Annotated in this window: 18 protein-coding genes and 4 pseudogenes; 12 read left to right on the forward strand and 10 right to left on the reverse strand. The window is 68.5% G+C overall.

What is annotated here, in order from left to right:
* Window positions 1-47: 47 nt before the first annotated feature.
* The 3 genes and pseudogenes from ACWD02_RS38550 to ACWD02_RS38560 all read right to left on the reverse strand — a co-directional run.
* Window positions 48-362 carry a hypothetical protein gene (locus ACWD02_RS38550; protein WP_451220195.1) on the reverse strand — a complete coding sequence of 105 codons (315 nt, stop codon included), beginning with the start codon at window positions 360-362 and terminating at the stop codon, window positions 48-50.
* A gap of 247 nt (window positions 363-609) precedes the next feature.
* A pseudogene (locus ACWD02_RS38555) lies at window positions 610-869 on the reverse strand (hypothetical protein); the annotation flags it as partial.
* A gap of 3 nt (window positions 870-872) precedes the next feature.
* Window positions 873-1,376: pseudogene (locus ACWD02_RS38560) on the reverse strand (transposase); the annotation flags it as partial.
* Window positions 1,377-1,586: 210 nt separating this feature from the next.
* Here ACWD02_RS38560 and ACWD02_RS38565 point away from each other — a divergent pair.
* From ACWD02_RS38565 to ACWD02_RS38575, 3 genes and pseudogenes are all read left to right on the forward strand, one after another.
* Window positions 1,587-2,207 carry a DUF7691 family protein gene (locus ACWD02_RS38565; RefSeq protein ID WP_451220198.1) on the forward strand — a complete coding sequence of 207 codons (621 nt, stop codon included), beginning with the start codon at window positions 1,587-1,589 and terminating at the stop codon, window positions 2,205-2,207.
* Between the two features lie 72 nt (window positions 2,208-2,279).
* A complete protein-coding gene (locus ACWD02_RS38570; protein ID WP_451220201.1) occupies window positions 2,280-3,089 on the forward strand; it encodes a DUF4253 domain-containing protein in 810 nt (269 codons plus the stop codon).
* 154 nt (window positions 3,090-3,243) lie between these two features.
* Window positions 3,244-3,613, forward strand: a pseudogene (locus ACWD02_RS38575) (transposase); the annotation flags it as partial.
* Window positions 3,614-3,803: 190 nt separating this feature from the next.
* Here ACWD02_RS38575 and ACWD02_RS38580 read toward each other — a convergent pair.
* Window positions 3,804-7,148 (reverse strand): tetratricopeptide repeat protein, encoded by a 3,345-nt coding sequence (locus tag ACWD02_RS38580; RefSeq protein ID WP_451220204.1) that lies wholly within the window; start codon window positions 7,146-7,148, stop codon window positions 3,804-3,806.
* Between the two features lie 13 nt (window positions 7,149-7,161).
* On the reverse strand, window positions 7,162-7,683 hold the full coding sequence (locus tag ACWD02_RS38585; RefSeq protein ID WP_451220207.1) for a hypothetical protein: 522 nt from the start codon (window positions 7,681-7,683) through the stop codon (window positions 7,162-7,164).
* Window positions 7,684-8,792: 1,109 nt separating this feature from the next.
* On the opposite strand from ACWD02_RS38585, the gene ACWD02_RS38590 reads away from it, so the two are divergent.
* From ACWD02_RS38590 to ACWD02_RS38620, 7 genes and pseudogenes are all read left to right on the forward strand, one after another.
* On the forward strand, window positions 8,793-9,074 hold the full coding sequence (locus tag ACWD02_RS38590; protein WP_451220210.1) for a DUF1653 domain-containing protein: 282 nt from the start codon (window positions 8,793-8,795) through the stop codon (window positions 9,072-9,074).
* Window positions 9,075-9,384: 310 nt separating this feature from the next.
* Entirely contained in the window at window positions 9,385-9,819 is a 435-nt protein-coding gene (locus tag ACWD02_RS38595; protein WP_451220213.1) for a DUF6892 domain-containing protein, read from the forward strand.
* Window positions 9,820-10,368: 549 nt separating this feature from the next.
* On the forward strand, window positions 10,369-10,890 hold the full coding sequence (locus ACWD02_RS38600; protein WP_451220216.1) for a phosphotransferase: 522 nt from the start codon (window positions 10,369-10,371) through the stop codon (window positions 10,888-10,890).
* A gap of 69 nt (window positions 10,891-10,959) precedes the next feature.
* Window positions 10,960-11,004, forward strand: a pseudogene (locus ACWD02_RS38605) (hypothetical protein); the annotation flags it as partial.
* Between the two features lie 158 nt (window positions 11,005-11,162).
* On the forward strand, window positions 11,163-11,354 hold the full coding sequence (locus ACWD02_RS38610) for a hypothetical protein (protein ID WP_451220419.1): 192 nt from the start codon (window positions 11,163-11,165) through the stop codon (window positions 11,352-11,354).
* Complete coding sequence (locus tag ACWD02_RS38615; protein ID WP_451220219.1) at window positions 11,351-13,339, forward strand: ABC transporter ATP-binding protein; 1,989 nt, start codon at window positions 11,351-11,353, stop codon at window positions 13,337-13,339. Before ACWD02_RS38610 ends, ACWD02_RS38615 begins: the two co-directional genes overlap by 4 nt.
* Window positions 13,340-13,364: 25 nt before the next feature.
* Complete coding sequence (locus ACWD02_RS38620) at window positions 13,365-13,925, forward strand: NUDIX domain-containing protein (RefSeq protein WP_451220222.1); 561 nt, start codon at window positions 13,365-13,367, stop codon at window positions 13,923-13,925.
* Window positions 13,926-13,995: 70 nt separating this feature from the next.
* Here the strand turns inward: ACWD02_RS38620 and ACWD02_RS38625 are convergent, their stop codons facing one another.
* The 5 genes from ACWD02_RS38625 to ACWD02_RS38645 all read right to left on the reverse strand — a co-directional run bounded on the left by ACWD02_RS38625 (window position 13,996) and on the right by ACWD02_RS38645 (window position 16,241).
* A complete protein-coding gene (locus ACWD02_RS38625; protein ID WP_451220225.1) occupies window positions 13,996-14,634 on the reverse strand; it encodes a hypothetical protein in 639 nt (212 codons plus the stop codon).
* 426 nt (window positions 14,635-15,060) lie between these two features.
* A complete protein-coding gene (locus tag ACWD02_RS38630) occupies window positions 15,061-15,321 on the reverse strand; it encodes a hypothetical protein (RefSeq protein WP_451220228.1) in 261 nt (86 codons plus the stop codon).
* A complete protein-coding gene (locus tag ACWD02_RS38635) occupies window positions 15,318-15,614 on the reverse strand; it encodes a DUF6247 family protein (protein ID WP_451220230.1) in 297 nt (98 codons plus the stop codon). The genes ACWD02_RS38630 and ACWD02_RS38635 overlap by 4 nt, the downstream gene beginning before the upstream one ends.
* A 59-nt stretch (window positions 15,615-15,673) precedes the next feature.
* Window positions 15,674-15,892 (reverse strand): hypothetical protein, encoded by a 219-nt coding sequence (locus ACWD02_RS38640; RefSeq protein WP_451220233.1) that lies wholly within the window; start codon window positions 15,890-15,892, stop codon window positions 15,674-15,676.
* Between the two features lie 154 nt (window positions 15,893-16,046).
* The gene (locus ACWD02_RS38645; RefSeq protein ID WP_451220236.1) at window positions 16,047-16,241 is read right to left on the reverse strand and encodes a hypothetical protein; all 195 of its coding nucleotides are present in this window, start codon (window positions 16,239-16,241) and stop codon (window positions 16,047-16,049) included.
* Window positions 16,242-16,477: 236 nt separating this feature from the next.
* On the opposite strand from ACWD02_RS38645, the gene ACWD02_RS38650 reads away from it, so the two are divergent.
* Window positions 16,478-17,131, forward strand: coding sequence for a GNAT family N-acetyltransferase (locus ACWD02_RS38650; RefSeq protein ID WP_451220239.1), 654 nt, complete (start codon window positions 16,478-16,480; stop codon window positions 17,129-17,131).
* On the forward strand, window positions 17,128-17,733 hold the full coding sequence (locus ACWD02_RS38655) for a hypothetical protein (protein WP_451220241.1): 606 nt from the start codon (window positions 17,128-17,130) through the stop codon (window positions 17,731-17,733). The genes ACWD02_RS38650 and ACWD02_RS38655 overlap by 4 nt, the downstream gene beginning before the upstream one ends.
* Window positions 17,734-17,857 lie beyond the last annotated feature (124 nt).

The following is a 17,857-nucleotide window of genomic DNA, read 5'->3' on the forward strand; positions in this document are numbered from 1 at the left end:
AACTTCCTAGGTCAGTCACCCCCGAGAGGAACCACGCCCACCAACTGTCACGCATCTGACTTGTCGGTTCCGAGCGCCTTGCGCGCCTGATCGATGAACTCCAAGTGGGCGACCCATCTCGCTTCCCCTGTTTCTCTCTGCTCTTGACTGCGTGCGTCTTTGGGAGGGCGAGCTGCCCCCTCGATGCGGTCGCGTATCTCTTCGATCTCCCGGGCCTCCTTGGCGTGTTCGCGGCACAACGCGTCAGATGACACAGCAATCTCCGCTGGACCGGCCAAGGCCACGATGATCTGGCGCCGCCACAAATGACGCAAAGCCTCATGAACAGCATCCATCACGGAAATAGCGTCGATGCCGTCCATGGCGCGGTTCGCGCTCGGAGATGCGTCCCACGCCTTCTGAAGGGCGACATCAGCGTCATGGCATGCGCACAAAAATGCCGTGTAGGCCGCGCGTCGCGGTTCGAGTCGGTCAGTCCGTCGCTGTTCCCGAAGTTGGCGCCGCTCGTGCATCGAGGTGAAGCCACCGGCAACCGCAGCTCCTGCGATGGCGCTCAGTGCCCCGATGAGGGTCCCCCATGGCACAGACATGGAACATATTGAAGCACCGTCAGTAACGGTAGTTCGTCAACTCCGGCGGTAGAGGCCACTGCCGTCTCCGGTACTGACCGCGTCGAAGGGCCTTGAGCTCGCAGGGAGGGCCCTTGTCCATCCAGGCTCGCCACCAATGGTTGAGGGCGAGGGCGGGGGCGAGCCAGGAACCGATCGCTCGTAAGGCCCTGGGCCAGCAGGGCTGTTGGTGCTGGTGGGGCGGCAGCGGGCCCCCTCTGGCCCCTCGCTGGGGCACGGGTCCGGCGCGGTGCTATCCACGGCCTCACCAGTCAGGCGGCGAGCCATGAAGCCGGCCATCGCGAGGTGGATCACGGCTTCGGATCGGGTCGTGAGCGCCTGGTAGTCGCACGACAAGCGGTGGTGCAGCATCAGCCAGCTGTAGGTCCGCTCGAGCGCCCAGCGTTTCGGGATGGGGGTGAAGCCCCTGGCCCCGGGGGCACGTTGCAGGATTTCAAGGTCGACGTCGAGGGTGGCGGCGTGATCGATGACGTGGTTGCGGTAGCCGCCGTCTAACCAGACCTTGGGCAGGCCGGGGTGGCCAGCGGCGACTTGATCCAGGAGCACACGGCCAGCGGTGGAGTCCTGCACGCCAGCTGCGGTGACCAGCACGGCCAGGAGCAGGCCGAGGGTGTCAGTGATGATGCTGCGTTTGCGTCCCACGATCTTCTTGCCTGCGTCGATGCCCTCGGTCCTAGCGGGGACGCTGGTGGAGGTCTTGACGCTCTGCGCGTCGATGACGCAGGCCGACGGCCCCGTGTTCCGTCCCCGCTGCCCGGGCATGGGACAAGGCGACAAAGGTGACGGCGTGTTCCTCTCCTTGAGGCCGGCCATCGTCTGTTGTGCCAGCCTCGCCGCCTAAAACATAGGCTTTGCCCGGCCGTTGCGCCGACGCTCCCCGCTAAGCCGCCCGGCCCTGGTCATGCTCTGCGGTTGACCGCCCGGAGGATTGTCAGAGGCCACATCTATGGTCGGGGCATGAGTTCCTCCCTGAGCGTGTACCTGCTCGATGTAACTGCCACTCGCGCCCTGATCGGCTCCCGCGACAACGACCTCCTCACGGTCATAGGTGACCGCTTCGGCGACCAGCTGGCCCATGCCGACGACGAGTTCACCGATTCCATCGAGGACGGCGCCCCCACCGCGTTCGAGGCGCTCAAGGCCGTCGTGAACAGCGGGCCCTTCAGCGACGACGAGAACCATGCCTTCCAGTACGGCTACGCCTTTGAGCGGCTGTGCGACTGGACCGGCTCCTTCCTCCCCAACGGCAGGTTCACCCCGCATCGCGGTGACTGGCTGTCCGTCGTCGACGAAGGCATGACTGCCCTGGGCATCACCGCGGTCTCCGTGGAGGACTTCTGGCTCGGCTCGCTCCCCCGCCCCCTGCCGCGGACGCATGTCCTCGACTGCGGCCAGTGGACCCACGAGCAGTGCACCAAGGCACTGGAGCAGTTCGAGGCGACCAAGCAGGCGGTCGACGCCTCGGGGCAGGCCCCGCCGCTGGAGCCCGAAGTCGTCGAGGCCGTCCTCCAGTGCGTCGGTTGGCTGCGGCATGCGGCGGCCCGGCCGGGTTACGGCGTCATCGGCTTCCGCTACTGAGACTCATGTGGCACGCAAGTACCCTCCGGGCACGCCGTTCTTGTTGTCAGACCCTGGACTTAGTATCCGCTCGTGAACCTCGAATCCCGTCTGCCCCATGGCATCGCCCTGCCGCCCGGCCGCACGATCACCTCGGACGAAGGTGACGGCGACGTCCAGCCGCTGTGGCTGAGCGATGCCCCAGCCTCGATCGAATTGTGGTCACAGCTGCGTGCCGGACACGCCGCCTCAGGGCTCTGGCCGCTCCTGCTCGACGCCCTGGACCCGCAGGATCCGGACTTCCGCCCCTGGGGCTGCGGCGAACTGTGGCCCGAGCGCATGTCCTCCCCGGCGGACCACGCCCCTGAGAGGCTCCTCGCCCGCTGGTGGCAGGACTACACGGCCACTGACGAAGACGACGACCAGCTCACCGCCGACGAGCGCCTCGCCGTCACCGCACCCTTCGGCCAGACCTGGCCCGGCCTCGCGCCCACGCCTGAACCCTCGACAAACCCCGATGAGATCGCTGAGCAGTACGCGCGAGTTTTCCTCGACCGAAATCCACACGCCCGACTCGGACTCGTCGCAGCAGCTCGCGGTGCCGACGCCCTCGTCACGACCGGCTGGATGGGACCCGCCAACTACGACAACGACACCGCCACCTTTGCCGCCGTCGTCCGCGATTGGGAGGACCGCTTCGGCGCGCGCGTCATCGGCGTCGGATTCAGCACCCTCCACCTCAGCATCTCCACGCCTCCAGCCCGGATCGAAGATGCCTTGGCCGTTGCTGCCGAACACTTCGCCTTCAGTCCCGACAACATCTGGCAGGGCTCACACCCGGACCTGGCCTCCTACGCCGACCATCTCATCGGCCTCAACTACTGGGAGTTCTGGTGGGATTGAGTCCGAAGGGAACGGCACGGGCAACGATCATGTCCTCCACCGGCAGCGATCTTCCGGCCCCCTGCAGCGCAGCAAATCAGCGCGGCTCATGAACAGCCCTAGGTTGTGTCCGGTGGCTCGCGTGACGCTTCCGCTGGGCACTCGTTTGTGGCACATGAGGCGGGGAGACCTGTCGGGTGAAGGGTGGGCTCTGCTGGAGCCGCACTTGCCAACGAATCACGGGTGAGGCGGACGCTGGCAATGCCGCCGTCGTGTAATCAACAGGATTCTGTTTCGACAGCGAACCGGCCTCCCCTGACGGGACCTGCTTCCTTGCTTCGGCAGCTGGAAGACGGTTCCTCAACGTCATCGCGGGTGGTCGGCGGATGGCACGTGGGAGAAGATCCTGCAGGCCGTTGAGCAACACCGATACCGAGGGACGGATCGACTGGAGCATAGTCAGCGTCGGTTTCACGACCTGCCGCGCTCATCAGCACGCAGCTGGCGCCTCCACCCGCGCCCCAAGACTCAGGGACGGTGCAAGAGCCGCACGCTCCGCGCCCCGTTCACCGTAAGGGGATAGGCCTGCTCTTGTGTGAGGGCAGGGCGAGTGACCCGCTGTGCCTGCGGGGACGGCGGGAATTGACCCAAACCCAGCCACTCGCCGCCGAGACACCCCACTGTCGGCAGACTGCGCCGAGTCTTGCGGTACTTGGCGAGCGCATCGACGCCCGTTCAAGATCCGGCCATCCCGGCGGCCGCCATCAGTTGGCGCACACCGCAGGTCAGGGGGTGGGCTTCCCCAAGCGTGCGTACGCAGTTCGCGAGGGTCCGCGTGTACAGGCGGCGCGCCTTGCGCGGCGCGCCCGACGCCCGATAGACGCCCGCCAGATTCATCTGTGTGGTGAGAGTGTCGAGATGATCCGCGCCCAGTTCCTTCTTCTGACGGCGAAGAGTGTCCCAGAACAGAGGGAGGGCCTGGCGAAAGTCACCTGCTGTGGCGAGGGCGACCGCCAGGTTGTGCGACGTGGTGAGGGAGTACGCGTGGTCGCGCCCCAGCGCAACGGTGCAGGCGGCGAGGTTGTCCTCGTAGAGCCTTACGGCGCGCGTCAGGTCCCCCGCTTCCTGATAGGCGCCGGCGAGGCCGTTGCGCGCGGTGAGTGTGCCGGTGTCCGAGGGGCCCAGCGCCCTCTCCATGCCCGTGACCGCCCGCTCGTACAGGGGCAGGGCGAGGGCAGGTCCTCCCGCGCGCTGCCGGGCGTAGGCGAGGAGGCCGAGGGCGGCGAGGGTGTCCGGATCGTCGGGGCCAAGGTCCCGCTCCCGGGCGATGAACGTCTGCTCGTAGAGCGAGGCGGCCTCGGCGAACTCCCCCGCCTCGCGGTAGGCATCGGCCAGGTGCCGACGGCTGTTGAGGATATCGGGGTGATCGGGGTGTTCGGGGCCGAGCGACTCCTCCCGGATGCGCAGGACCTCCTGGAAGAGGGGGAGCGCGCGCTCGGGTGCACCCGCCATGAGGTGGGCCGCCGCTAGATTGTGGCGGGCGGTGACCGCGTTGCGGTCGTCGGTGGCCTGCCGAGCGCCGACGTCCTCGCGTACTACCTCTTCGAGCAGGGGGATGGCCCGTGCGCCGTCCCCGACCGCCAAAAGCCCAAAGCCGAGGTCGGCGTTGCGGGTGTCGAGGACGTCGGGCTCGGCCAACGCCGTCGTTCTATCAGTGGTTTCGCCGCCCCCGGGGCCGGGGGCGGAAGGTTGCGGCCCGCCCGGGGACTCCTGGGGTGCGGAGCTGAGCTCGGCCATCCGCTCGAAGTCACCGGCCGAGCGGTACATGAGCGCGAGCGAGACGCGCGCGGAGCGTGTGAGGACGTGAAACTCGCCGAGTACCCGCTCCATGGCGGGCACCACCTCCTCGAACAGGGCGATGGCCCGCCGCAGGTCACCCGTGTCCCGCACGGCGAGCGCGAGGTTGCGCCGCACCAGAAGCGTGTCGGGGTGCTCGTCGCCCAGGACCCGTTCCATCACCTCGAGGACCGTCTCGAACTGGGTGACAATCTGCTCCAGGCCCTGCGGGCAGTGCGAGGTCCCCGTTTCCTCGTGCCGGGCGGCGAGCAGGTTGTTCCGCGCCGTGAGGGTGAGGTGATGCTCAGCGCCGAGCGTACGGACGCACGCGGCGAGGTTCTCCTCGTACAGGCGCACGGCTTCGGCGTAGTCGCCCGCCTCCTGACGGGTGCGGGCGACGATGTTGCGTTTCGACAGGGTGACCAGGTTTTCGTCCTCCGTCGGCGGGTCCAGGAGCAGCGCCATGCTCGGGGATATCGGTAGGCCCAGACGCGTCGCCATGCGGGCGACGTACGTGTCGTCGTGCTGGTCGGCGAGCAGCGCAAGGGCCTTGTCCGGGTGCCCTACAGCCCGATAGGCGTCGGCCAGGTTGTTACGGCTGGCCAGCGTGAGCGGGTGCGTCGCCCCGAGGACGTCCTCCGCGTCGCGCAGGATGCTCTCGTACAGGGAGACGGCCTGCCGCACGTTTCCCGCGGCGTCCTGGGCGGCCGCGAGGCCGTGCCGACAGGCCAGTGTGTGGACGTCGTAGGGGCCGAGTTCTCTTTCGTGGTGGTCCCGTGCGCGCTGTAGGTGCGCGGTGCTTCGGGCGGCCAGCCCCTGGCTGAGACAGAACACTCCCGCGTGATTCAGGAGCCGGGCCGTCGTCGTGGTGTCGGCGGACGGCGGCGAATGATCGGCCAGTGAGTCCATGTGCGGCAGCACGGTCCGTCCGAAGGGCCACGTGGCGGGATCTTGCCAGTCGGTCGACCGTACCGCTGTCTCGAGGGCGGCCGTCGCACGGTCCCGGGCCTCGTCGACGAGATGTGCGGTGCGGTGGGGGTCCGACGCGTCGGCGGTGCGCGCCACGGATTGGAGCAGCCGGTGCACGCAAAACGTCCGGGCCGCCGGGTCCACGGTGATCATGCTGTAGGCGTTGAGGATGCCGATGGCGCTCGCCACCGCGGCGGGCCCGCCCTCGCCGTCCACCAGGTCGACCGGGATCTCGTCCGGGGCGTACCAGGCGAGGGTACGCAGAACGGCCGGGGCCAGCGGCTGCAGTGCGCCGACCCGGTCCAGGGTCACCCGCCAGATGCGGGCGATGGTGCGCTCAGCGACCGTGTATCCGTCACCGCCGCGCTCGTACAGCGGCGTCGGGTCCTGCCGCAGGAGCTGCAGGTACGCATGGGGCGTCAGCAAGGGGTTTTGGGCCAGGAAGGCGGCGGCCTGCTCGACCGCCAGCGGCAAGTGGCCCAGTTCCGTGCACAACTCGTCAGCCCCGGTCAGGTCCCGGGAGCCACCGGATCCGGCGATACGGGTGAGCAGGGCCAGCGACTCGGCCGGCTGCAGCGCGTCGAGGCGGATGACGGCGCTGGCGTCGTGCCACACAGTGGCCAGCCTGCTGGTGATGAGGAAGTGGCCCTTCGGAGCGCGGGCCAGGAGCGGGGCTATGTCCGCGACGTGGTTGACGTTGTCGAGGATGAGCAGCCAGCCGCTGTGCGCGGCGAGCCACTGCATGCCGTTCTCGGCGAGGGCCTCCACCGTCATCGCCTTCGACGCGGCGGGCTGCAGCGACGCGGCCAGGGCGGCGAGGCCCTGTTCCACGGCCGAGGCGCTGTCCGCGGCGATCCAGCGGACGGGCGTGAGGCCATGCTTGCGGGCCCGGGTGGCGGCCCAGTGCACGGCCAGTGTGCTCTTCCCGATTCCCCCCAGCCCGTGCACGGCTTGGACCCACCCGCCGCGGCGCTTCTTCATCGAGGCGTCGAGCGCGTCGAGTGCCTCCGTGCGACCCACGAACTGGGGTGTCTTGTACGGCAAGTTGTCGAGTCCGCGCCGAGCCCGCACGTCCGCGACGGGGCGCACCGCCTCCGGCGGGAGCACCACGCTGGAGTGGTCGTTGTAGATGCCCGACACGGCGATGCCGCCGTTCGACGCGGTCGCGTTGCCGCTGCCCGAGACGTGCTGCGCCCCGGGGTCCTCCGGGATTGTGCCCCCGGCCAGGGTCCGCTTGCCCAGGTCGTACCTTCTGCCCCACCGCCACTTGGCCATCCGCGCCCTGGCCCTACTCCGTCACGATGCCGCTGATGGCACTGGATCCGGCGCCGGTCGCTTGCGCGTCGCCGGTGTTCACCGCGCGCGCAGCCGGCTGCCCAGCGCCGGGTTCCCCACCGGCCGATCTTCTGATCCCCGTCACCGCGCTGCCCCCGTTCAGCGCCGTCGCCCTGCCTGTCGCCAGGGCCACATCCTCTCCCGGGCCGTTGACGAAGGCCAGCAGCGTACGCAGGTCCCGCACGGCACGCTCCTGAGCGGCGGCGTCCAAGGACTCCAGCAGGGACTCGAACCGTCCCTGCCACGCGCCTTCCTGACGCAGCGCCTCCCGCTCGGGGTCGGCGGCGGCACCCGGTTCCAGCGCCTGGGCGGTGCGATCCAGACGCTCCAGTTCGGCCTGGGCCCGCTCGGCGTCGTCCCGCCCGAAGAGCGCGGCGACCCTGTCCCGCACCGCCTGCCACGCGTCGGTTCCCGCGGCCTGCACCACCGCACCGCCGCTCGCCGCGGCCAGCGCGGTCAACGTCTCTACCAACAAGGCCTGTTCCTCACGCCACTTGGACCGGAATCATCGCGATGTACCACTCCAGCGCACGTCGGGCGTCCAATCAAGTCGGCGCGGGGTATTTGTGGACGCTCCCGCCGGGTCGGGCTGTTTGGATGCCGGTTGCTGCCACGAGGTCGAGCACGCCGGTGACGTGCCGGTGTCGGGTGTCGAGCTGCTCGACACCCTTTCGGATCGCGGGCCGTTCGCAGCCCCAGCGGACCGCGTGGTCCTCGGTCTGCGTAAGAGCTGTCGCGCTCGCGGCATCTGGCGAGGTGATCCATGCGGTCGGCTCGGGTGGCGGACGGTGAACCGTGCGGGACAGTGTGGGTCGTGGAGATGCTTCAAGCCGTTCCGGGCTGGGGCGTTGGCGCTCGGCTGTGCTCACCCCACACGCGTTTTGGCCGATGCACGGACGACCCAACGACCGCTACTGGTCACAGAGCCGGACCCGTCTGACCCGAGAGAGCAGAACTCAGGTTCCGCAAAGGTCTCGACGCTGTGCCAGGACGGGGCGGCACGAGGCCCGCTCTACCGATCAGGATTCACGGCCACTGGTTCTGTGTAGGGATTGATTCGTGCCGCCCCTTCACTACCCATTAGGTTTCGCACCAGTTGAGGGTGGCCTCGCCGATGAAGCGGCGGGCCATAAGGTCGATCATCACGAGGTGGATCAAGACTTCGGACCGGTGCGGGCGAGTTTTCGTAGTTGCGGACGAGTCGACGGCGGTGCATGAGCCGCCCGATGCTCCGCTCGATCGTCCAGCGCCGCGGAATGATCGTGAACCCCTAGACGCCCCGCGGGCGTTGCATGGGGTGCACGTCGATGCCCTGGGCGCCGTGGTCGATGCCGGTGGTCCGGTAGCCGACGTCAACGCCACGCTGTGAAGGGCAGCGGTACGGGTTTTCCTCTGGCTACACGCTCACACGGAAACGTCATCTCATCACGAACGGCTCTTGACCATTGATTTGTCGCTACGGTAGCAGCCACACCCGTCAGCATGATTGCCCGAAATCTGGGGTACCGATAGCCGCACCATTATGTGCGCCGATCACACACCAGAAAGCCAGGAGGCACAACCGATTTGACATGGAAGGCTGACATGGACAGTGAAACCTACGGCGGCGAGAGTACGGATAACATGACTCTCGGTATCTACCGGCACTACAAAGGTAACTACTATCGCGTGCTCCATGTCGCGCAGCACAGCGAGACCGATGAGCGTCTGGTCGTCTATCGAGACTTGAACGAAGAGAGAGGGAATGTCTGGGTACGCCCTCTCGCAATGTTTCAGGAAACCATGGTGGTCGGATCGGGCCGAACTCCGAGATTCTCCCTCATCAAAGAGGAAGGAGACATCGACGACGCAGGAACAACCATCTGAGATCACACCTGAACGATCGAGGACCGTCCGCATTCTCTATGTAAACCGCAGAGGCGAAAAGGCGTGGCGGCGCATTCAACCGGTCTACATCTGGTACGGCGCGACCGACTGGCACCCCGAACATCAGTGGCTCATACCCTGGCACGCGCGCAGCGCCTGACGCGGCATGCACTTTTTTTGGCAGGTCAACCGCCGCGGCGGCCTGAGCGGGGCCCAGCCCGACCGAGGACGGCCCGATCCCCCCGCCCTCCTGCGCCAGGTCGGCAGCCGGGGTTGAACCCCTGTCATACCTCCGTGGTACTCATGTCCCATGAGCCAGTTCCGCGACTTCAACCTCAAGCTGCTCGTCATCGAGAAGCTCATGTACGGCCCCGATCCGCTCCTGCCGGTCTACAACCTGCCCGCGCAGCTGGCAGGACGCGGGATCGCCGATCCCGCGTCCTACGTCCTGGAGAACGGCATCCACGACCAGGTACTGCCGGAGTCCCGGGCCCATTTCGAGGCCCTGGAGATCCCTGCCGAGCTGCTCACCCGCATCGAGGAGCTGTGCTTCGACGCCGGAGCGGATGTCTTCTGGCACTGCGCCCCCGCCTGGGACGGCGAGGACGACCTGTTCGACGTCCGCTCCCTGGACGACCTCGCCCTGCTGCCCAACCTGCGAGAGGTCACCTTCGTGGAGGACGGCGTCCTGGCGGTACCGGACGCAGCGAAGGTCTTCGCCGCACACGGGATCGACACCGACTGAGCCCCGGCACCCGTTCGTTGCTCGCCCCTCAACCAGACCCTGAGGGCCTGGGAGACCTCTTCGCTGCTCGCCGCTCGGGTGAGATCGACGGTCCGCACGCAGTGTGCATCGGCATCGTCCACCGCCCAGGAGCGCGTGCAGGGCAGGAGCCCGGCGGTCAGCGCCGGGACCACCCACTGCATGAGGGCCAACTGGCGCTTGGCATCCCGGACCTTGACCGGGACCCCCTGGGCCACCTCCTCCTCCTGGCCCTCCTGCTTCTCCCAGGGACGCCAGGTCGACCTGCCTGCCCACGTTTCGCGTGCAGGCCGTCGCCCCGATGGCCACCGCGCTCAGCACCCACTTGGCCGCCATAACCGCCGCGACTGCGCTTCGACCCCGCACACATCCCCGCACGGCGGGCGGCAGCCTTGCGCGGCTACTTGATCATCTCCGGAGACTGCCCCGAGCGACCCTGTGGGAGCCGTTGAAGGAAGAAGAGTCACCCACGCGTCGCCGCACGGCCCACTGGCAAGCCGGCCCCAGCTCCTGTGTCGCTTCGAAGACGCAATGACCGGCTCCGTGCTCCAGCCTGAAGCCGACACAGTCGTCGAGAACACGGTGGGCGGCCTGGACAAGTATCTCGCCGAGACCGGCAACCACCTGTCTGCTGCAGAGGCCGACTTGCAGCGGCACCTGGTGAGCGCGCTGCCCGGCTGCGGACCTCTACCTGCCGGGTGGCGGCACGGGGATTTCAGGGAGTGCAACCTGCTCTGGGCTGACCGACGCTGCGCATTGATCGACTTCGAGCGCAGCGAACCGGGTCCGCTCGTCGCGGACTTCGGCAAACTCGCCACCTCGCTGTGGATGGATCATCCCGAACTGCGGACCGCCCTGTTCGAGGGATACGGGCCGGCCTCTGTCCAAGTCAGAGGAAGGGGTGCTGACAGCGTTCGCAGCAGCTGGCGCCCGCCCACCGCTCTGGCCTACGGCCCCCTGCGCGGCGACCCGCTCGTGGCCGCGCATGGTCGGCGCACCGTCGAACCCCTGCTGCAGGAGGGCCGTCTGTGCGCCACGCGCCTCACCTGCTGATCGCTGAGGTGGCCTAGGCCTTCCCTGCTGCACGCGAACGGTGCAGTCCAGTGCGCACGCCGCAAACCGGTGGCATCCCGCGCACCGGGACAACTCGCCTTCGTAGGCGGCCCCCTCGAAGCCGGTGAACCGCTCGACCACGCCGCGCGGCGCGAAGCGGAGGAGGAGGAGACGGAGTCGGCATCAGCGCCGAGCAACCGGAGTTCGGCGGCCTCATTCACCACCTCATTCACCACCACGAATCCGGCGACGGCCCGGACCGGATCACCGCCGTGTTCGTCGCCCAGTCGTGGACGGGCGAGCCGCACAACGCCGAGCCGGACAAACACGAGGGGTTGTTCTGGGTATCGATGGAGAAGCCCCCATCGGACTGCGACCCGTACACCACCGCCATCTTCCACATGCTCACCCACCGCCCGTCCTACCGGGCTCTGAACTGGCCGACGCAGGGAGGCAGCGAGTGAAGCGATTCTTCGGCAAGGTTCGCATGGCGGAGCCCCAGGTATCCGACGCAGAGCGTGAGCTCTTCGGCGGGCCGCTGCGCTACGACATGGGCTGGTCCCAACATGAGCACGCGGGCCTGGACTTGACCATGCGATCCGCGCTGCGCCAGATGCCCAGACTCGTCGGCGCTGCCCTGCGAATGGCCTGGAGCGCGGATCGACGCGCGCTCGTGGCGGTGGCGATCAGCGAGCTCGGCCAGGGCATCGCCGCCGCGGTCGGCCTGCTGGCCATCAACGCGGTCATGCACGCGCTGTTAGGGGGCGGAGACGCTGGCGAGCGGCTGCACGCCTTGCTGCCGGGCCTGCTCGCCGCCGCGGGCGTCACCGTCGTCAACTCCGCCCTGGCCGGCTGGTCGACCTCTCGGGCCGGCCGCCTGGAGCCGAAGGTCGAGCGGATCGCCACCACGCAATATCTGGCCGCGGCCACCGCCGTCGAACTCGAAGCCATCGACGACCCGGACTTCCGGCGGCTGATCGACATCGCCCAGTACGGGCCCGCCTCCGCGCGCCGCATGATCGGCGCCTGCGTCGCCGCCCTGAACAGCAGCATCTCGCTGGTCGCCACGGCCGGTGTGCTCACCGTCCTGCATCCGGCGCTGCTGCCCATGCTGCTGGTCATCGCCGCGCCCCGGGGTTGGGGTGCCATGCGGGTGGCGCAGGAGCGCTATGTGTCGATGATGAGCTGGATCGAGCACCTGCGGGCCAGCCGTCTCATCGGGAACCTTCTTACCGAGCGGACGGCCGCCCAGGAAGTACGTATCCACGCCGTGGGTCCCTTTCTCCTCGACCGTTACCGGCGCATGGCGGCGAGCGCGGAGGCGGAGCAGGAGCGCCTGGCCTCCAGCAAGGCCGTCACCGAATGGGTCGCCTCCGCGCTGTCCGGGCTTGCGATGGCGGCCACCTACGGAACGATGATCTGGCTGATCATGGCCGGGCACATGAGCCTCGCCGTCGCCGGCACCGCCGTGATCGCGGTGCGGACCGGATCGGCGAGCCTGGGCGCCCTGGTGATGAACATCAACCAGTTGCACGAAGAGTCCCTCTACGTCCGGGACCACGGACAGTTCCTGGTCGAAGCTGCGCAACGCGCCATCCCCCAGACCGGCAGTCCTGTACCCGACCAGGTCAAGCAGGTCTCCCTGGAACACGTCACCTACCGGTATCCCGACCGCGACGCACCGGCCTTGGACGACGTGACGCTCACGTTCCCCATGGGATCGGTCACCGCCGTGGTGGGCGAGAACGGCTCCGGCAAGAGCACCTTGATGAAGATCCTGTCCGGTCTGCTGCTGCCGCACGGCGGCTCGGTGAAGTGGGGGGAGGCCGAGATCTCCGGGTTGGAACGTGCCCGGGTCTTCGACCGCGTTTCCCTGCTCACCCAGGATTTTCAGCGCTGGCCGGTCACGGCCGCGATGAACATTCGCATCGGCCGTCCCGGCCACGACGCCTCGACGCGCGACCTGCAGACGTCCGTCGACTATGCCGGCGCCGGATCGGTCACCGCGAAACTGCCCAACGGGCTGGAGAGCATGCTCGGCCGCTTGTTCCGCGGAGCCATCGAACTCTCCGGCGGGGAATGGCAGAAAGTGGGTCTGGCCCGCACCCACTGGCGCAGCTCAACATCGCAATCGCACAGCGTCCTCATCGTCGACGAGCCGACCTCTGCCCTCGACCCCGAAGCGGAGATCGCTGCCTTCGACCGCATCCGGCGACTGGCCGCGCCGCATCGGGCCGTCGTCCTGGTCACCCACCGGATGTCCGGCGTCCGCCACGCCGACCACATCTACGTCCTCAACCAGGGGCGCCTGGCCGAACACGGCACCCACGACGACCTCATGGCCGCAGGCGGGCGCTACGCCGCCATGTTCGCCACCCAGGCCGCCCAGTACGCCCCGACCCCGAACGTCCCGAAGCCTGCCTCACCCAGCGTCATAGACCAGGCATGACCCGCTCCACGGAAGGGGCAGAGCCATGCTCTCATCTCCTCCTCCATCAGCAGGAGTTACTTCGCCTTCAGTCCCGTCGGCCTCGGCCGCACAGTACGCAGGATCACGGCACGCGGCGCGGCCTGGCGCCGCCGCAATCATTACCGCTCAGGTCGGCCGCGTCCTGCTGGTCCTCCCGACTTACCGGCAGGGCGACCAGTGGTTGCCGTCCGGCGGAGGCGTCGAACCCGGTGAACACCCGCACGCCGCCTGCCGACGCGAGATCACTGAAGAACTGGGCTTGGAGGAACCGGCCCTGGCGGGCGTGCTCGCCGTGCACTCGCTCTCGCCGCACCCCCTGACATCGGGCACGGCCCGCCCTTCCCCGGAGAGATCCGGCTTTTCCGCGGTAACTCACCAGGGTGAGGATGGCCTTGACGGCGGTAGTAAGCCGTGCCAACGCAGACTCGTGCTTTATCTGCGTGGCGTCCAGCCGCCGAGCCGGGTGCGGGCTCCTACCACCAGAGGCCGGGCGACGGCGGTAGGAGCTACCACCGCAGGTCACAGCCTAGACATCGCCCGCCCGCAGGAAACATCCGAGCGCTGATCCACAACAGCGCCACCACATCACGAGCCCGAGCGCCGCACCATGCGGCGGACGGCACCCGGCTGCACGCTCAGTGGACCGGCCGCCAACAGGCCGACGCCTCGTCCAGAGTCCGGCGCGCCGGCTCCCGGGTCGGGTCGTCCCAGATCAAACAACCCCACACCAGACCGGGCACATCAGCTCCCATCCGATCAGCCGGCCCCTCGGTGAGCGTGCCAAACACCTCGTCGAAGTAGTCGGCCATCGAGGGCAATTGGGGGCCAACCGGCGGCTCATCCAGGTACCAGGAGCCCACCCCGTCATCGGACACCCAATGACCGGATTCCGGGCCGGCCTCGTCACCGGTCAGCCACGGCACCCCTGCCAGACCGTCCCAGGGGTCCTTTCGCCCCATGCCGGGAAGGCGGGGCCCCAACGCCTGGTCCGGGGACATGATGATCCCGTTGGGCAGGAACGCCCCGGAACCGACCTCGCCTTGTTCGTCTTCCTCGATGATCTGGTGCTCCACTCCCCCGCACAGCCGCCACAGGGCAGCCAGCTCCACCGGAAGCCCGAAGCCCAGCTGCCGGCGAAGCTCCGCATCCGCCGCACCGATCTCCCTCTCCGACGCCGGCGGCAGCAAACTCCGCCGCGACAACGGCGCGTGCTCCGCCAACCACTGCTCGAGCCGGCCCCACGCCGCCTGCACCCGCTGTATCTCTTCGCTCATGCAGGGCACCGTACAGAGCACAGGTGCCCGGCAGGCCCGGTTGCGGCCACGACCACTGCCGGTAATGGCCCCACTGGGCGGGGAGACGACCTGCTCGTATCTGTACCGTTTGGCCGCGGGCTGGAGCTTGCCGCAGCGGGAGCTGCTGGGCTGGTGGCAGCAGACCCCCACGGCGGCCTCGCCAGCCAGACCCCGTACGAACACCTCAAGCAGAGCACCTTGCCCCAGGCGTAACCGATGATCTTTAGCCGCACAACGACGGAGCAGCCGGTGCAAGGCGCGAGGCGGTCGCTTGAAAGGGTGCTACGGCTCTTCCTCTGTGAGCCTCATCGGCGACAATCGAGCTACTTCGAACGGTCTCTCCTTTGTCGCGCCACTGTCTGAGTCGTCTGAACGGGCAAATCCAGCCGGTCCGAGCTGTCCGGTTTAGCCGAGCCAAACGATGCCGAGGACGGACAAGCTCCGCGTGGGTCGATTGATGACGTAGACCACGGACAGTAGTCCGATCGAGGCGGCGCGGACGTCCTCGCCTTCTGGGTCGCCGGTATTCCACTGAGGCCAGCCCCAGGGGGTGCGCTTCGCGAGGTCGAGGACGTCGCGGATCATTTCCTTGGCGGGCTCGGGAAGTTCGGTAGCGGTCTTCGCGGCTTCCGGGGAGAGGCGTATCGACCAGGAATCACCGGTCACCTGCGGCTACCCAGGACGTCGTCCAAGTCCACGAACCCAGTCTCGTCCCGGCCGGAGTCCAAATAGGCGTCGACGGCCGGGGCCGCTGCGATGCGCAGCTGCCAGGCACGTACGACGTCGTGGACCGGGGTGAGGCTGTACGTGTGGCGGGAGTCCTCCAGGGCCTTGGCCCAGTCCCGCTCGAAGGCTGGCACCCAGGTGTCGGCGCGGCGCTCGTGGCGCAACTGGGCCAGCAGTCGGGCGGCGGCGGCCGGGGCCGGCGGGGCAGGGGCTTCCTCGGGTTGCGCGCTCATCGGCTCCTCCTGGCGGGTCCTGCTGCCACGGTACGCGCGCCGTACGACGGCCGGGGCCGTCATGGCGTGGTTCGTTGCGAACTGACCACGAACCCGAACCTGAAGACCGGCGCTTGGGCGCGGTGGTCGAAGGCGTTCAGAACCGAGATGAGAGCGAGCTGCATCGCCTCGCGGACCGTCTCGTAGCCTCGGATGACGTCCTCCTCAGGGCAGTTGGTCTCCGCCATGTCGAGCGACGCGCGGTCCAGACGGTCGTAGGTGCACCAGTCGATGTGCACGTGGTCACCCCCTCGACGTAGCCCGGCGCGCCCCGTCGTCTGTGCCCCGTTGGTGGCCCGGTGGGGCGGGGGTGAAACCGGCGCTCGCCACATCGAAGCGCAGCCGGGCCACGAGCTCTTCGGCTGAGGGCGGGCCCGTGCCACCCTCAGTCCTCTAGCGGGCCTGGGCACGGGCGATGGCCTGGGTGTGCTGGCGCAGGGCGACGTCCTGCCTTGCCCAGGTGGCTGCCACATAGTTGAGGAGCTCGGCCGTGGCGCGTTGTGCGTCACTGGGGCGGTCGGCAGCCTGGGCGAGCGAGATCGGCGGCCCAGGAGGCGGCTTCCTCCGAGGCGGGTGCGCAACCTGCATCCGCGGCTCTCCGTCAGGCCGTTCATCCAGCCAAGCCGCCATGCGAGGGGGCTGGCCCCCAGCTTGCTCCTCTGCGGCTCTTCTCCGCCGCGCGAGCGTCCCAACCGGGCTGCTTTGAGGCGGGCCTTGCCGTCTGCGCACTGACGTGGCGTCGCCGGCTTCTACTTTCCGGCAAGGCTTCCCGTCTCCCCGTGTAATGTGCACTCGCGTTCTGCACTTATTACGGAGGGAGCCGCATGGACGCCGAAGTCGTACGTTCATGGGTAGAGGGCTGGGCTGTCTCACGCGGAGCCGCGCCGCCGGTGTCCGAGCCCTGGGGCTTCACCGTCGACGTCGGCCTGCCTGGTCAGGTCACCCGGCACGTGCTGACGGATGCTGACGAGTCACTGGTCCGCAAACTGACGGAGACGGTTATCGCCCCGGACACCTGGCTCAAGCTCTTCCTGCCGCCGCGGACTGTCGCCTCGTGGGCAGCGCCCGGCTGGCGCCTTGATGACGACGGTTTCCTGATGTCGGCACTGCTGCACACCAACACCGCGGTGGCCCCCGACGGCTACCAGGTGAGCACGTGGGCGCGGGGCGGTGTCACGCGGGTGCTCGTGATGACGGAGGCTGGTGCGTTCGCCGCCCGTGGCCAGGTCGCCCTGCCTGGTTCTGGGCGCACCGCTGTCTTCGACCAGGTCGAGACGTCGTCGACCCACCGGCGCAAGGGACTTGGCAGCCTCGTGATGAGGACGCTTGCCAACGCCGCTGTTGCCGCGGGCTCCTCGTCTGCTGTGCTGGCCGCGACGGTCGAGGGGCGGGCGCTTTACGAGTTCCTGGGGTGGCGCACTCACGGCCCGCTGACCAGCATGGTCCGTGAGGCTTTGCCGCGGAGGCCGGAGATGTGAGCATTCCCTGGGACCCAAGGAAGTTCAAGGAGATGCTGCCGTTCCTCACCCGTGAGTACGGCAACCCCTCCAGCCAGCACGCCTTCGGACGCATCGCGGCCATGGCCGTTCGCACCGCCCACCGCCAGGTCGCCGACCCGGTCGGCCACCCACAGCGAGCTCGAGGTCGTCCTCACCTCGCGCCACCGAGACCAACCACTTGGCTTCCGTCGGCGCCACCTGAGGCCGCCCGCCCGCGCGGCGGGCACATCGTCACCACTGCGATCGAGCACGAGGCCGCCCCCGCCGCCTGCCAGCGGCTGGTCGACCACCACGACTTCACTCTGACTCGCGTCCGGGTCGACAGACACGGCCGCGTCCGCCCCGGCCGCAGCGGCACCCGCATCACCACCCAGCAGACCAGCGGCAAACAAGAACGCGGGCTGCGGGCCGGCACCCCCAATGTCCCCGCCATTGCCGGCCTCGGCGCAGCCGCCCACCTCATCACCACCGATGCCGTTCCCGCCCCCGACCCACGTCCGAACCTGCGCGACCGGCTTCAGGACCGTCTCCTCGCCGCGGCCCCCGGCGCCACCCTCAACGGGCACCTCATCAGCGGCTGACCGGGAACCTCCCCTCACCCTCCCCAGCATCGAGGCCACCGACCTCCTCGACCGCCTCCCGAGTGCGCAGGGCCAGTTCTGCGCAGCCGCGTCCGCAGTGCACAGAGCTGCCCCACCAAGCGCC

This window comes from Streptomyces sp. NPDC002853 (assembly GCF_053591915.1).

Excerpts from the sequence above, each read along its gene's own strand:
- ACWD02_RS38550 (WP_451220195.1), bottom strand. The coding sequence starts at position 362 with ATGGACGGCATCGACGCTATTTCCGTGATGGATGCTGTTCATGAGGCT.
- ACWD02_RS38565 (WP_451220198.1), top strand. The coding sequence starts at position 1,587 with ATGAGTTCCTCCCTGAGCGTGTACCTGCTCGATGTAACTGCCACTCGC.
- ACWD02_RS38580 (WP_451220204.1), bottom strand. The coding sequence starts at position 7,148 with ATGGCCAAGTGGCGGTGGGGCAGAAGGTACGACCTGGGCAAGCGGACC.
- ACWD02_RS38590 (WP_451220210.1), top strand. The coding sequence starts at position 8,793 with ATGGACAGTGAAACCTACGGCGGCGAGAGTACGGATAACATGACTCTC.
- ACWD02_RS38595 (WP_451220213.1), top strand. The coding sequence starts at position 9,385 with ATGAGCCAGTTCCGCGACTTCAACCTCAAGCTGCTCGTCATCGAGAAG.
- ACWD02_RS38600 (WP_451220216.1), top strand. The coding sequence starts at position 10,369 with ATGACCGGCTCCGTGCTCCAGCCTGAAGCCGACACAGTCGTCGAGAAC.
- ACWD02_RS38620 (WP_451220222.1), top strand. The coding sequence starts at position 13,365 with ATGCTCTCATCTCCTCCTCCATCAGCAGGAGTTACTTCGCCTTCAGTC.
- ACWD02_RS38625 (WP_451220225.1), bottom strand. The coding sequence starts at position 14,634 with ATGAGCGAAGAGATACAGCGGGTGCAGGCGGCGTGGGGCCGGCTCGAG.
- ACWD02_RS38635 (WP_451220230.1), bottom strand. The coding sequence starts at position 15,614 with ATGAGCGCGCAACCCGAGGAAGCCCCTGCCCCGCCGGCCCCGGCCGCC.
- ACWD02_RS38645 (WP_451220236.1), bottom strand. The coding sequence starts at position 16,241 with ATGCAGGTTGCGCACCCGCCTCGGAGGAAGCCGCCTCCTGGGCCGCCG.
- ACWD02_RS38650 (WP_451220239.1), top strand. The coding sequence starts at position 16,478 with ATGGACGCCGAAGTCGTACGTTCATGGGTAGAGGGCTGGGCTGTCTCA.